This window comes from Lutibacter sp. A80 (genome assembly GCF_022429645.1).
Classification (GTDB): domain Bacteria; phylum Bacteroidota; class Bacteroidia; order Flavobacteriales; family Flavobacteriaceae; genus Lutibacter.
Map to the genome: position 1 here is coordinate 528223 of NZ_CP092480.1, position 15557 is coordinate 543779.

Annotated in this window: 10 protein-coding genes; 1 reads left to right on the plus strand and 9 read right to left on the minus strand. The window is 29.0% G+C overall.

What is annotated here, in order from left to right:
* Window positions 1-9: 9 nt before the first annotated feature.
* The 9 genes from MHL31_RS02250 to MHL31_RS02290 all read right to left on the minus strand — a co-directional run bounded on the left by MHL31_RS02250 (window position 10) and on the right by MHL31_RS02290 (window position 12851).
* A complete protein-coding gene (locus MHL31_RS02250) occupies window positions 10-360 on the minus strand; it encodes a four helix bundle protein (protein WP_240227458.1) in 351 nt (116 codons plus the stop codon).
* Window positions 361-388: 28 nt separating this feature from the next.
* The gene (gene rhuM / locus MHL31_RS02255; protein ID WP_240227459.1) at window positions 389-1366 is read right to left on the minus strand and encodes a virulence protein RhuM/Fic/DOC family protein; all 978 of its coding nucleotides are present in this window, start codon (window positions 1364-1366) and stop codon (window positions 389-391) included.
* 57 nt (window positions 1367-1423) lie between these two features.
* Window positions 1424-4492 (minus strand): type I restriction endonuclease subunit R, encoded by a 3069-nt coding sequence (locus tag MHL31_RS02260; RefSeq protein ID WP_240227460.1) that lies wholly within the window; start codon window positions 4490-4492, stop codon window positions 1424-1426.
* A 369-nt stretch (window positions 4493-4861) separates the two neighbouring features.
* Entirely contained in the window at window positions 4862-6247 is a 1386-nt protein-coding gene (gene mnmE / locus MHL31_RS02265; protein WP_240227461.1) for a tRNA uridine-5-carboxymethylaminomethyl(34) synthesis GTPase MnmE, read from the minus strand.
* 54 nt (window positions 6248-6301) lie between these two features.
* Window positions 6302-6742 (minus strand): DUF4268 domain-containing protein, encoded by a 441-nt coding sequence (locus MHL31_RS02270; protein WP_240227462.1) that lies wholly within the window; start codon window positions 6740-6742, stop codon window positions 6302-6304.
* Window positions 6742-7323: a tRNA-(ms[2]io[6]A)-hydroxylase gene (locus tag MHL31_RS02275; RefSeq protein ID WP_240228831.1), complete on the minus strand. Its 582-nt coding sequence runs from the start codon at window positions 7321-7323 to the stop codon at window positions 6742-6744. The genes MHL31_RS02270 and MHL31_RS02275 overlap by 1 nt, the downstream gene beginning before the upstream one ends.
* Before the next feature lie 39 nt (window positions 7324-7362).
* Window positions 7363-9057 carry a DNA polymerase III subunit gamma/tau gene (dnaX, locus tag MHL31_RS02280; RefSeq protein ID WP_240227463.1) on the minus strand — a complete coding sequence of 565 codons (1695 nt, stop codon included), beginning with the start codon at window positions 9055-9057 and terminating at the stop codon, window positions 7363-7365.
* A 148-nt stretch (window positions 9058-9205) separates the two neighbouring features.
* Window positions 9206-10993: a long-chain fatty acid--CoA ligase gene (locus MHL31_RS02285; RefSeq protein ID WP_240227464.1), complete on the minus strand. Its 1788-nt coding sequence runs from the start codon at window positions 10991-10993 to the stop codon at window positions 9206-9208.
* Window positions 10994-11069: 76 nt separating this feature from the next.
* Entirely contained in the window at window positions 11070-12851 is a 1782-nt protein-coding gene (locus MHL31_RS02290; protein ID WP_240227465.1) for a long-chain fatty acid--CoA ligase, read from the minus strand.
* A 436-nt stretch (window positions 12852-13287) separates the two neighbouring features.
* Between MHL31_RS02290 and pflB the strand changes: the two genes are divergently transcribed.
* Entirely contained in the window at window positions 13288-15513 is a 2226-nt protein-coding gene (pflB, locus tag MHL31_RS02295; protein WP_240227466.1) for a formate C-acetyltransferase, read from the plus strand.
* The last annotated feature ends 44 nt before the right edge of the window (window positions 15514-15557 follow it).

Consider the following 15557-nt stretch of genomic DNA (forward strand, 5'->3'; position numbering starts at 1 on the left):
AATTTTTAATTACGAATTACGGATTGTTTTTTGGATACTTCCAATAATTCGTAATAATTCTTCAATGTCGTTTAGTAATGGTTCTCTTTGTTCTTTTGTTAAATAATTAGTATCGGTTAATAACCGTATCCAATACTTTGTTTCTCTTGCTTCTTTATAAGAAATAGTTAATTTAGCAAAGAAATCTTTTCTGCTTTGACCTCCAATAGCTTCTTCAATATTAGCTCCTATTGAAGTGCCTGATCGTAACAGTTGTTTACTTAAAATATATTCTTTCTTTTCGGTTTGAAGAAACTTACAAATATTCACAATTTTAATTGCAAAAGCATACGATTTTATTTGTACTACATTTTCTTTCATTTAATTCCTCATTCGTAATTGAACATTCTTAATTGGTTTTATTTCTATTTAGCACGCTAATTACCAATCGTTTTACGGTTTCCATTTCTTCTGGTTTGCTAGAAGCTATAAACAGCGTTAAACTTGCCAACGTATCGTTACTAATTATAGGTTGATTTTGACTGTTAAAAAGCAGGTTGTTTTGTTGTAAAAACTTTAAAAAACAAGCTGCTGCAATACGTTTATTTCCATCTACAAACGAGTGATTCTTAACTACTAAATATAAAAGCATTGCTGCTTTTTCTTCAATTGTTGGGTAAAAATCTTTAGTTCCAAATCCTTTTTCAATTTGCGCAATAGAACTTTCAAAACTTTTATCTTTTTCTTTACCAAAAACATCCGAATCAAATTCAGTAAGCATCTGATTTATTAGTTTCTGATAATCAGCTAAACTTGGATAATTGGCTTCTTTTGTTGTTAATCCCTTTGTATCTAATTCTTCGTGATCATAATCATCTAACAAACTTAAACCATTAGCAAAAACAGTAAGCCATTCGTTTTCTGCTGTTTTTTCTTCAATAACTCTACTTAAAATTTGAATACCGTTTTTTAACACCTGTACTTCTTGTTCTTTTTGAGCTAAACGTTTTTCATTTATAGCGTAACCTTTAACTAGGTAATCTTTTAAAATACTAGTTGCCCAAATTCTAAATTGTGTTGCACGAGTGGATTTTATGCGATACCCAACTGAAATAATAGCATCTAAATTATAATTTAATTGCTTTCGTTTTACTGTTCTTGTACCTTCTTTTCGAACTTGTAAGAATTCCTTACAAGTTGCTTTTTCATTTAATTCTTGTTCTTTAAAAATACTTTTTAAGTGCATGGTTATATTTTGAGGCGTAGTCTCAAAAAGCGTTGCCATTTGAGCTTGCGTTAACCAAACCGTTTCTTGCTCAAACTGCACATTAATTTGTGTTGAACCATCATCAGCTTTATAAATTTCTATTTGATTTTGATTTTCCATTTCACTTTTTACTTTTCAACTATAGCATATTTTGCGACAACCACTTAAACTTTTATTTTAAGCAACATTTCCATTGTATTCATTTAAATATTCTTTTACTATAATACTATTTATTCGCTTAACATCGGTTGTATTAATAGCAATATGTTGTTTATTTTTAAATTGATTAACCACCAATCGTAGTATCATTTTTTCTACATAACTCTCATTCTCCAATATTTTAGAATTTTGAAGAATTTCTTTGTCTACTTCTGTTTTTAATCCTTTTAAGGCTTCAAATAATTTACGTTCGCTATCTGTCAACGGATCTTTTTCCATTAATCGTTTATGAATACGTGCGTATTTAGCATCGTAATCGTATTTTGCTTTTAGCAACTGGTTTTCACGTTCCAGTTTTTTTGCTTTATCGTAAATATCATTTAAAGCTTTAATATTGGCTTCCATTTCTTCTTTGGTAACCTCACTTAAATTTTTCTTTTTGAACAAGCGTTCTAATTCTTCTTTTAACGACACAAAAACAGGATCACGAGGATCAAAATTACCTCCCAGCATTTCACGAGTTTTCTGCAAAGTATTTTTCAACTCATCAGCCAACACCATTTCTTCTTCCTTTACCTTGGTAAAAGCAAAAATAACATCTTCTAGCGCTGTATTCAAAATGTTTTCAGTTTCTACATTATTTTCTAGCGCAACTTTAGTGTTTATTAAAGCCAACCTATCATTGGTTAATCTAGATAACAACGTAAGTTTTCTGAAATCTAGTTTTTCTAACAACTCAAAATTACCAGACAAACGAATAAGGTTGTACAGCTCTTTTGCATTGTTTAATGCTTTGGCTAATGCTCTTATTTCTGTACGTTCATTTATTTCTGAAATTTGCTCATCAAAAACAGTTGGATTTTCTGTATTAAATTTGAAAAGAACATCTTTTATTTTTTCAATATCTGCTGTTATTTCTTCTGAAGATTTAAACAAATTGGAATAATGTTCTATTTCATCACCTAACTCACCTTGCAATTCATTAAAATAATCTTGATTGGTTTTATCAAACTCTTTTTGAATGTCTGCAAAATCAACTACATATCCGTATTTATGTGTTTTATAGGTTCTGTTAACACGTGTTAAGGTTTGCAGTAAATTATGTGATTTTATTTTGCGTCCTATGTATAGTTTTTTCAATCGTTTAGCATCAAAACCAGTCAACAACATATTGTACACAAATAGAAAATCTATATTACCTGCTTTAAAACTAGCAACCCAATCTTTACGATTTTGTTTGGTTCCTATATCGTGTAAAATTACTTGTGCTGAAGTTACCTTACTTTCATCTTTCTTTTTGCTAGCATAACTTTCTGGTTCTTCCGCCGCTTGGTTTAGCAATGTTTCAACCTTTGGCGCATACTTATTCTGAAAAATTTCAGCCATCATTTTAGCTTGGTCAGATGAATCGCAAACAACCATACCTCCAATGCTGTTATCGTTCATAGAAATACGAGCTTGTTCTATATCTTTTACAATATAATCGAGCATTGGTTCTACAAATTTATGATGTGCATACACTGTTTTCTTGTCTGCATTACCTTGTAAAATTTGTAATTTTTCCAAAGTTTCTTTTAAAGCTAATTTATAATTAGTTTCTATTTCTTCACGTATTAAACGCAAGGTATAACCATCTTTTATAGATAAATTATAATAATATTTATGAATATAATCTCCAAATAAAGTTTTAGAATTGTATTCTTTACCCAATAATGGTGTACCCGTTAACCCAATTTTTATAGAATGTTTATCAGCCAATTCTAAATTAGCTAAAAAACTACCTTTTGGGTTGTAACTTCTATGAACTTCATCCAAGAAAAATACACGTTGCACGCTTAAATTATAATCGTTGTTTTTTATAACATCTGGATCATCTTTAAACTTTTGAATGTTTACAACCGTAATTTCTGCCTTACCAGAACTATTATGTATTACTTTGGTAGATTTTATATCTCTTGTAAACTCTGCTCTACTATTTACTTTATGAACTATTAAACCACGCGCGTTAAACTCTTTAGCTGCCTGAGTTAATAAATCTAACCGATCTACAATAAAGTAAAACTTTGGAATGATGTTCTTTTTTTGATAATAATCTGTTAAATGCTTCACATTAAAATAAGCCAATGCCGTTTTTCCAGATCCTTGTGTATGCCAAATAATTCCTTTTTTGACACCATTTTCTAATTTGTCTTCTATTGCTTTAGTTGCAAATAGTTGTGGATAACGCATAATGTGTTTTTCCAGACCTTTTTCTTCTTCTACATAGGCAAACGCATATTGCAAAATAAATTTTAAGCGCTCTTTTTGAAATAGGGATGTTGAAATACGATTCGTTGCAGTAGTTGGTTTTTTGTTTGAAATATATTCCTTTGAATTTTTAATACTCAACAAATTGGTGTCTTTTAAAACAAAGGTTTCCTCTTCTTCTAAAAGTGGTTTTAAAAGCGTGTCTAAATCAAATGTTTTTTCTTCTCTAAAATAATTGAAAATAGGCTTGTAATAATTTGTTGTGCTATAAAAAGCACCTTCTAACATCTGAGAATCATCATCACTATATTCCATATTGTTAGAAAATACCATTAGCTGGGTAAGGTTGATAAACTTGCGAAACTTTTTATTTCTAAAACGCCTTTTCATGCGTTCATGTTCATCACGAATACCATTTCTATTATTCGGTTTTTTGACTTCTATAAACACCAAAGGCATTCCGTTAATTAGCAGAATAATATCTGGTCTAAACGTTTCATCATCTTTTTGATAAGGTAATTCTGTTACAACGTGAAACGAGTTTTTATCAAAATTTTCAAAATCAATTAATTTTACACCAGTTTGATCAATTAACTTCTTATAAAAAGCACGTCCTAAATCTTCATTTTCTAATGACAATGAAATATCAGCATAGACTTTTTGGATTTCAGTTTCAGATAATCCTGAATTGATTTCTCCTAATTGTTTGTTGAAAATATCTGTGAATATATTTGTGCTTTCATCCCATTCTATATCTTTTAAAGACAAATAGGTATAACCTAATTGAATTAGATGTAATATAGAAGGGATTTTTACTCTGGAGTCTTCGTTAAATATCATAGCTTTTAAAAGCTTTAAATTTACAAAACCTTTTTAAATTATTCTATTATTGTAGGTTTATATAAATCTATAATAGTAGAATTTAGGTCGCCTTTAAAATAATAGGTAATTATTTTTGATAAAAGTTATTCTTTTTTTTGAAATTTATCACAAGAATTTCTTCACTCTTGATTGCGTTTGTTTTTAGAAATCCACGCTTATTTATAATTTCATTACTTTTATTATTTTGTATAATTAAACAATAACCTACTTTTCCACCCCAACTTTGAAACATTCTGGTTATAAAAAAATGTTTACAATTTTGGCATATTTCTTCTATAATTTCTTTTGCAAAGAAATAGTAAGATTATATTTGGTTGTTTTGTAGAGTTACTTTCCAATACAGAAATTAGCAAAAATATTACCTAATAGATCTTCAGTGGTTACTTCACCGGTAATTTCACCTAAAAAATGTAGTGCTTGGCGAATATCAATAGCAAAAAGATCGGTACTAATGTTTAAATCAATACCTTTTTGCACTTCTTTTATAGAGTTGTATGCATTATTTAATGCTTCAAAATGGCGAGAATTACTTACAATAGTTTCATTGTTACTTAAAGCTCCTTTATTCGCTAATTGGGTTAGGGTAGAGGTTAACTCATGAAGCCCAGATTTTTCTTTAGCGGAAAGAATAATTAGGTTTGAAAATTGCGATTTTAACTGTTTTATTTCTTCATTTGAAAGTAAATCGGCTTTATTAACAATTGTCAATATTTTTTTTGATGGATATTTTTCTTTTAATTCGGAAATTTTTCCTTCCAATAATTCAATTTTAGAAGCATCAATTAAATGCAATACCAATTGAGCTTTTTCAATATTTTCATATGTTTTTTCAATTCCAATGCTTTCAACAAAATCTTCGGTGTTTCTAATTCCAGCAGTATCAATAAAACGATATGCTACACCTTCAATATTTATTTCATCTTCAATTGCATCTCTTGTGGTTCCTGCTATATGACTTACAATAGCTTTTTCTTCATTTAAAAGTGCATTTAATAAGGTAGATTTACCAACGTTTGGCTCGCCAACAATAGCAACAGGAATACCGTTTTTAAGTACATTTCCTAAAGCAAATGAATCTATCAGTCTTTTTAATACACTGCTTATTTTATTAATTAAATTTTTAAATTCGGTTCTGTCTGCAAATTCAACATCTTCTTCGGCAAAATCTAATTCTAATTCTATTAAACTAGCAAAATTAAGTAACTGTTGACGTAAATTTTCAATTTCAGAACTAAAGCCTCCACGCATTTGTTGTAAAGCAACTTGATGTGACGCTGCTGAATTTGATGAAATTAAATCAGCTACAGCTTCAGCCTGACTTAAATCCATTTTACCATTTAAAAAAGCACGTAATGTAAACTCACCTGCGTCGGCATTTCTTACGCCATTTTTTATGAATAATTGTATAATTTCTTGTTGGATATATACAGAACCATGACAATTAATTTCAACTACATTTTCACCTGTATAACTATTTGGGTTTTTAAAAATAGATATTAAAACTTCATCTATAATACGCTCACCATCAATAATATTTCCTAAATGAATTGTATGTGATTTTACTTTGTCTAAATCTTTATTTCCAAACTTGGATTTAAAGTGTTTATTTACAATTTCAATAGATTTTTCACCTGAAAGTCTAATAACAGCAATTGCACCAACTCCAGATGAAGTTGCTAATGCAATAATAGTATCTTTTTTTATTGAATTCATAAATGCAAAATTACGTTATTTTTTAGCCAATAGCGAATAGCTAATTGCAAACAGCTAATAAATAGCTCTTTTTATAAAATCTTCATAGTATTCATAAAACTCTTCGAATTGATGCATGGCTTCGTTAAAAAAGTAATATACATTTTGCCATGTATTTTTATCATAAATATTAAAATCTCCGTTATATTTTACATAAATTCTATGGATTATTTTACCAGATTCTAAAAGATAAACTTCATCAAATATAACGTCTGGGAGGTAGTCTTCAGTTAAAATATCTTTCAATTCTAAAACTTGATCGAAAAGTAGTTCGTTTTTAGTTCTGTCGAAAGATTCGATGTCTAAACAAACTAAGGCTTGTTTTTTATCCGCAACAAATTTAAAGCCAAAATCTTTTATTTTTGTTCTATACAACAACCATTTTCTAGGAAATGATTTTCCAAAACTTGTCCAAAATTCTTTTCTTAATCTTGCAGATTCTTCTTTGCTAAACATTATCCGTGTACTTTTGCTTTAACACCTCTTTTTTTCATAAATTCTGCTTCATAGGCAACAAGCCCTTTCCATTTTTCGTCAACAATTTTTCTATCTTGATATTTTCTAGCAAAATTTAAAAATGTTACATAATGGTTTGCTTCTGAAATCATTAAGTCGTAGTAAAATTTAGAAAGTTCTTCATCTTTCATGTTTTCTGCAAAAACTTTAAAACGCTCGCAACTTCTGGCTTCAATTAAAGCTGCAATAAGTAAACGTTGAATTAGACTTTCTAAACGATCTTTTGTTTTTGGAAAGTAGTTTTGCAAATGCATTGCATAGTCGTTTTTTTGTGCTCTACCTAATGTCATTCCACGTTTTACTATTATATCATGCACCATTTTAAAGTGCTCTAATTCTTCAATTGCAATTAAAGCCATTTCTTGAACCAATTCAGTTTCTTCAGAATAATTTATTATAAGTGAAGTGGCATTTGCCGATGCTTTTTGTTCTGCATAGGCGTGGTCGGTTAATATTTGTCGTAAATCGTTTTTAGCTATTTCTGCCCAGGAAGTTCCTGTTTCAAATTGTAAACCAAGCATCATGGTGAGTAAGTTTTTGTTATTCTAAATTAGTTTAATTTATAAATCTAAATCGAATGTTTTTTTTAATAATGTAATTGCTGAATTTTTTTCCTTTAATTTTTCATATTTTTCTTGAGGAGTGTATGCAAACTTTTTTGTTTCCTCTTCATTAACATGCAGCACTAAATCTACTTTAAAATTATTTAATTGTTCTCTAATAAATTTTAAAAGTGGATATTTACCTTTTTCTAATTGATCTTTCATTAAATGATTTGGAAGATCAAAATGCAGATTTGAATCTTTTATATAAGGCTTATTGGTATTCATAACAGCAGTAAGACTTTTTTTACCTTTACTTAAAAGTAATTCTGAATATTTTTTCCAAGCTAAAATGGCTTCACCTTCTGTAAAACTATCAGTTGGTAAACCTTCTACTTGATCGTATTCTACTTCAATTTTATCTAACTCTTTTTTTCTGTTGATACTAGTTAGCGATAGGGCAGAACGTCTTCTGGTTGTTGTTTCTAATATTGGTTTAACTTCTTTTTTTATTGAAGGAGTCTCTACTTTAGTTGCAACTGAGTTTGTTTCTTTTTTTTGATAAGCAGGAATTTGCTTAGAAAAAGTACGTCTCTTTACCTTACTTTCAAAATGAATAGCAGCAATTATGTATGGTTTATTGTTTTTTTTTTCTCTATCAAAAGTGATAGAGGCTAATTGCATAAGTGTTAGTTCAACTAATAAGCGTTGATTTTTACTACTTTTATATTTTAAATCACAATTGTTAGCCAGGTCAATTGCTTGTAATAAAAAACGAAGGTCACTTTTTTGAGATTGTGTTAAATATTTCTTTTTAGCATTGTCTCCAACTTCTAATAAGTCTAATGTAATTTTATCTTTAGCTACCAATAAATCTCTAAAATGAGTTGCTAAACCACTTATAAAATGATGTCCATCAAAACCTTTCGATAAAATATTATTAAAATGGACTAAAACTTCAGGAATTTTATTTTCTAGAAGTAAATCTGTTGTAATAAAATATTCATCGTAATCTAAAACATTTAAATTTTCTGTAACAGCTTTTCTTGTTAAGTCTTTTCCTGAAAAACTGACAACTCTATCAAAAATAGATAAAGCATCACGCATTGCACCGTCTGCTTTTTGGGCAATTATATGAAGAGCATCGTCGTCGGCATTAATATTTTCTTGAGCAGCTATTTTAATTAGATATTCTTTAGCATCTAAAATACCAATTCTTTTAAAATCAAATATTTGACAGCGAGATAAAATAGTTGGAATTATTTTATGTTTTTCGGTTGTTGCTAAAATAAAAATAGCGTGCGCTGGAGGTTCTTCTAATGTTTTTAAAAATGCATTAAAAGCCGCTGAAGATAGCATGTGAACCTCATCTATAATATAAACTTTATATTTTCCTGTTTGTGGTGGAATTCTAACTTGATCGGTTAAACTTCTAATATCATCAACAGAATTGTTTGAAGCAGCATCTAATTCAAAAATATTAAATGCAAAGTCATCATCGCTAGTTTCGCCAGCTTGTTCATTAATTTTTTTTGCTAAAATTCTTGCACAAGTAGTTTTACCAACACCACGTGGCCCAGTAAATAAAAGAGCTTGTGCTAAATGGTTGTTTTTTATAGCATTTTCGAGCGTGTTTGTAATCGCTTTTTGCCCAATAACATCCTCAAAAGTTTGAGGTCTATATTTACGAGCTGAGACTATAAATTGTTCCATTTATTATAATTTAGTTTTTACAAAAATATGTAAACTGTTGCGTTTTTTCGCTTAAAAATGTAAAAAAAGTTATTAAAAACACCTAATATATTTGTTAAAATAGTAATTGTGTTTTTAATAACTTTTAAAATTTATAAGCTATTAATCTTTATTTCAGGTTGTTTTCATATATTTTGTTATACAAATCTGCATATTTTTCTAAAATTTCAGTTCTTTTAGGTTTCATTGTTGGAGTAAGTAGGTTATTTTCAATACTCCATACATCTGGTGTTAATTCAAAACGTTTTATAGTTTCCCATTTTGCAAAACTTTTGTTCCCTTTTTTAATTTCTTTGCCTATACGTTTAATTATTTTTGGGTTTTTAATTAAATCTTCGTTGTTTTCTGGAACTGGTTCTTGATGAATTCTAGCCCACTCTCTCAAGAACTCGAAGCTGGGTTGTACAATGGCTGCAGGCATTTTTTGACCTTCTCCCACAACTAATATTTGTTCTATAAAACGAGATTGTTTCATTTCGTTTTCTAGAAGGGCAGGAGCTACATATTTTCCACCAGATGTTTTAAATATTTCTTTTTTACGTCCTGTAATAGATAAAAATCCATCTTTATCAAATTCTCCTTTATCACCAGTATGAAAATATTCACCAGTCATAACACTTGCTGTACGTTCAGGATCTTTATAGTAACCTTGCATAACATTTGGTCCTTTTACTAATATTTCACCATCTTCAGCTATTTTTACAGTTACATTGTCAATTGTTTTACCAATTGTTCCAATTCTAAACATGTTGCCATTTATCATATTAACAGAGATTACAGGAGATGTTTCTGTTAATCCATAACCTTCCATTACAGGCATTTGTGCTGCTGCAAAAACCCTAGCAAGCCTAGGTTGAAGTGCAGCACTACCAGAAACCATTGTTTTCATTCTTCCACCAAGTGCTTCACGCCATTTGCTAAAAATTAATTTATTAGCTATCTTTAATTTTTGTTCGTACCACCAGCCATTAGCTTTGTATGGTTCGTATTTTAAACCTAAATCAACAGCCCAAAAGAATATTAATTTTTTTATTCCTTTTAATTCTGAACCTTTGTTAATAATACTGTCAAATACTTTTTCTAATAAACGCGGTACAACTGTCATAAAGTGTGGTTTCACTTCCTTAAGATTATCTACAATTGTATCCATTCCTTCAGCAAAATATATTGAAGTTCCAGTATATTGATATAAATAATGTAACATACGTTCAAACACATGACATACAGGTAAAAAACTTAAGGCTGTAATTTTTCCAAATTCTAAAGGAAGTCTAGGAACACTGTCTAGAACATTTGTGACTATGTTTTTATGAGATAGCATAACACCTTTTGGTTTTCCTGTTGTACCAGATGTGTAAATAATTGTTGCTAAATCTTCTGTTTTTACTTCTTCTTTTAATTTATTTACTTCAACTTGTAAACTTTCATCTTTGCCTAATTCTATAATTTCACTCCAGTTTTTACATTTTTTTACAGTATCAAAGGAATAAATATCTTTTAAAGATGGCACTTCTTTTCCAATACTTTTGGCTTTTTTATATAAATCTTTATCAGATAAAAAGCAGTAAGAAACTTCTGCATGGTTAAAGATGTATAAATAATCTTCTTCAGATATTGTTGGATAAATAGGAACATTTATAGCACCTATTTGAAGTAATGCAAAATCTAAAAGATTCCATTCGGTTCTATTGTTAGAAGAGATAACGGCAATTTTATCACCTGGTTTTATTCCTAATTTTAGTAATCCTCGGCTTAAGGTATTTCCTTTTTCAATAAAATCTTGTGAAGAAGTTGCTTCCCATTTACCATTATACTTAGTATTGAAAGCATTTGGTAATTTATAGGTTTCGAGCTGGTGGTATGCAAACTCAAATAATTTAGTTATTTGTTTAGACATTATGTTTGGTTTTTATGTAGCATTGCAAAGTATAAAATTTTAAATAATCTTACAAGAATGAAAGTTACTAAGAAAACTACTTTGTTGTTTTATATATTTGATCGATTAATTTTTGGTATTTATTTTTAATAGCATTTCTTTTTATTTTCATTGTTGGTGTTAATAATCCATTTTCTATACTCCAAACTTCTGGAGTTAATTTAAATACTTTTATCTGTTCCCATTGGCCAAATTTTTTGTTTGCTTGGTCAATTTCTTTTTGAATGCGTTTTATAATTTTTTTATTGCTTACTATTGCATCTAATGAATTATCAGTTTTAATTTTTTTTCGTTTAACCCATTCATTTAAAAATTCGAAATGGGGTTGTATTATTGCTGCAGCCATTTTTTGTCCTTCGCCAATAACCATTATTTGTTCTATAAAGCGAGATTCTTTTAATTTGTTTTCTAGAACAGCTGGAGCAATGTATTTACCTCCAGAAGTTTTAAACATTTCTTTTTTTCTATCGGTAATTTTTAAAAAACCTTCATTATCTAATTCACCAATATCACCGGTATGTAAGTAGTTATTAATAATGGTTTTTGTAGTAAGCGCTTCGTTTTTATAATATCCTAGCATAACATTAGAACCTTTTACTAATATTTCACCATCATCAGCAATTTTAATTTCTATGTTTTCTAGTGCTTTACCAACTGTACCTATTTTAAAGCCTTTATTTCTTAAATCGTTTATAGAAATTCCAGGTGAAGTTTCTGTCATTCCATAACCTTCAAAAACAGGGATGTTTGCTGCGGTAAAGATTTGAATTAATTGCGGCTGAAGAGGAGCGCTTCCTGAAACTAAAAATTTAATGTTTCCTCCTAAAGCTTCGCGCCATTTATTAAAAATTATTTTGTTTGCAATTTTTAGTTGAAAGTGGTACCACCAGCTATTTTTATTATATGGTTGGTAATTTTTGGCAAGGTTTAATGCCCAAAAAAATAGTGCTTTTTTAATACCGGTAAGGTTACTTCCTTTATCAACTATTTTATCGTAAATTTTTTCTAATAAACGAGGAACAACAGGTATAAAATGAGGTTTAACTTCCCGTAAATTATCACCTAATTTATCAATAGATTCGGCAAAATAAATTTCAAAACCCATTAATTGGTAATAATAAAGTGCAAAACGTTCAAAAATATGGCAAACAGGCAAATAGCTTAAAACTTTATACGTTTTTGCTTCTAAGTCTAAAGCTTTAGAACTAACATAAGTGTTTTCTACAATATTTTGATGACTTAGCATAACTCCTTTTGGAATTCCTGTAGTGCCAGAGGTGTAAATAATAGTTGCTAAATCTGTTTTGTTTACTTTCTTTTTAAGAATATTTACATCTTTTTGATTTGAAGCGTCTTCTCCTAATTCTAGTAGGGATTTCCAGGAGGCTACACCTTTTACTGTATCAAAAGCGTAAATGTCTTTTAACTGTGTCTTGTCTTTTATTTTAGATACTTTTTTTGCTAAATAGCTGTCAGATACAAAACAATAAATAGCATCAGAATGGTTGATAATATAAGCATAATCTTTAGAGGATATTGTTGGATACAACGGAACATTTACTGCGCCAATTTGTAAAACAGCTATATCTAAAATACTCCATTCAATTCTGTTTGTAGAAGTAACTACAGCAATCTTATCTCCAGGTTTAACCCCTAACCTTAATAATGCTCTACTAATATTATTTGCAAGTTCTAAATATTCTAAAGTTGATGTTGCAACCCAAGAATTATTAACTTTTGTATTAAATAATTTTTCTTGTTGATTGTTTTTTAATTGCAAGTATGCAAAATCAAATAATCTAGTAGCGGTTTGAGTCATTATATTAAAAAGACAAGTTGGTAAATGCAAAATATAAATTAAAAACTGATTTTGCAAATTATGAATTTTACTTAATTTGATGATACTAAATATTTAAGCTTAAAAAGTCTTTGTTTTTTACATATTTATCTTTTTAAGGCGTGTTTTTTTTATAATATTTTAAATAAGTATCGTTTTTAAGACTTTTTACTGTAATATAGATAAAATTAATATATTTTAAATTAACTTGAAAATGTATTGAATTGATATTTTAGTACCTAAACTTTTTATTGCATTTTTAAAAACAGTTCTCTAGCTATATACTTCAATCGTTTTAGTAAATAAGTAAAAAATAAAAGTCTATTTAGTCTTAAATAGAGTGTTTTTTATGCCTTTTAGATTTAAATTTGTAAAGAGAATTAAGCAAATATTTTAAAGTTTTTTAAACAATAAAAAAATGACAGAAATCGATTTTAAAAGTGGAATTTGGAATAAAACAGTTAATGTTCGGGATTTTGTAATTAACAATGTAACACCATATTATGGTACACATGAATTTTTAGTTGGACCAAGTTCTAAAACTGAAAAATTATGGGAAATTTGTAAAAAAGCTACATTAGAAGAAAGAAAAAATAATGGTGTACATTCTTTAGATACAGAAACTATTTCTACTATAGCTGCATTTGAAGCTGGGTATATAGATAAAGAAAACGAAGTAATTGTTGGTTTGCAAACAGATCAATTATTAAAAAGAACAATGAAACCTTTTGGAGGTTTTAAAGTTGTACAAAAGGCATTATCTGAACATGGAGTAGAACCAAACAAAACATTAACTAACTTATTTTCTAAATATGTTAAAACACATAACGATGGTGTTTTTGATGCGTATACTGCTGAAATTAAAAAATTCCGTTCATTAGGGTTTTTAACAGGTTTACCAGATAATTATGCACGAGGAAGAATTATTGGTGATTACCGTAGAATTGCATTATATGGTATAGACTTTTTAATTGCGTCTAAAAAAGCAGATTTGGCTTCAATAAAAGGACCAATGACAGATAGCGTAATTCGTTTAAGAGAAGAAGTAGCTGAGCAGATAAGAGCTTTAAATGAAATGATAGCCTTAGGTAAAACCTATGGTTTAGACTTATCTCGTGCAGCTGTAAATGCGCAAGAAGCAGTTCAATGGACATATATGGGATATTTAGCAGCCGTAAAAGAACAAGATGGTGCAGCAATGTCTTTAGGAAATGTTTCTACATTTTTAGATGTATATATTGAGAATGATTTACAAAAAGGGTTAATTTCTGAAGTTGAAGCTCAAGAGTATATAGATCAATTTGTTATGAAGTTAAGAATGGTACGTCATTTACGTATGGCTGCTTACGACGAAATTTTTGCAGGTGATCCAACTTGGGTAACAGAAGCTATTGGAGGTATGTTTTCTGATGGAAGAACTAAAGTAACCAAAACATCATTCCGTTTTTTAAATACATTGTATAACTTAGGACCATCACCAGAGCCAAATATTACAATTCTTTGGTCTTATAGTTTACCTCAAAATTTTAAAGATTACTGTGCAAAAGTATCAATAGATACTTCTTCAATTCAGTTTGAAAATGATAACTTAATGCGTGAAAACCGTGGGTCTGATGATTATGGTATTGCCTGCTGCGTTTCTTATCAAGAATTAGGAAAATCTATTCAATTTTTTGGAGCTAGAACCAATTTAGCTAAAACATTATTATTAGCTATAAATGGAGGTAGATGTGAGTTTACAGGAACACAAGTTGTTGATGGAATACCAGCTTATACTGACGAGTATTTAGACTTTGATACAGTAATGGCTAATTTTAAAATTGCAATGAAAGAAGTAGCACGTGTATACAACGACTCTATGAATATTATTCATTATATGCACGATAAATATTATTATGAAAAAGCACAAATGGCTTTAATTGATACAAATCCATCAATAAATATAGCATATGGAATTGCAGGTTTATCAATTGTTGCAGATTCTTTATCAGCCATAAAATATGCAAAAGTAAAACCTATTAGAAATGAAGAAGGTTTAACTGTAGATTTTAAAATTGAAGGAGAATTTCCTTGCTATGGTAATGATGATGATAAAGTTGATGCACTTGCAACACAAGCTGTAGCTGATTTTAATAATGAATTGAAACAATTACCAGTATATAAAAATGCAGAACCTACAATGTCTGTATTAACAATTACTTCAAATGTTTCTTATGGTAAAAAAACTGGAGCTACTCCAGATGGTAGAGCTTATGGTGTTGCTTTTGCTCCAGGAGCAAATCCAATGCACGGGAGAGATAAAAATGGCGCAATAGCTTCATTAAATTCTGTAGCTAAAATTAATTATAAAGATTCTCAAGACGGAATTTCTAATACATTTTCAATTGTTCCAAAATCTTTAGGAGCAAACGAAGAAGATAGAATTAATAATTTAGCAACTACCTTAGATGGTTACTTTTCTAGAAATGCACAACATTTAAATGTTAATGTATTAAATAAAGAAACATTATTAGATGCCATGGAACGACCAGAAGAATACCCACAGTTAACAATTCGTGTTTCTGGTTATGCAGTAAATTTTGTACGTTTAACAAAAGAACAACAACAAGAGGTTATTACACGTTCTTTTCACGAATCTATGTAGCTAATATTAATAATATGAATATAATTAAGCATCAGAATAAATTT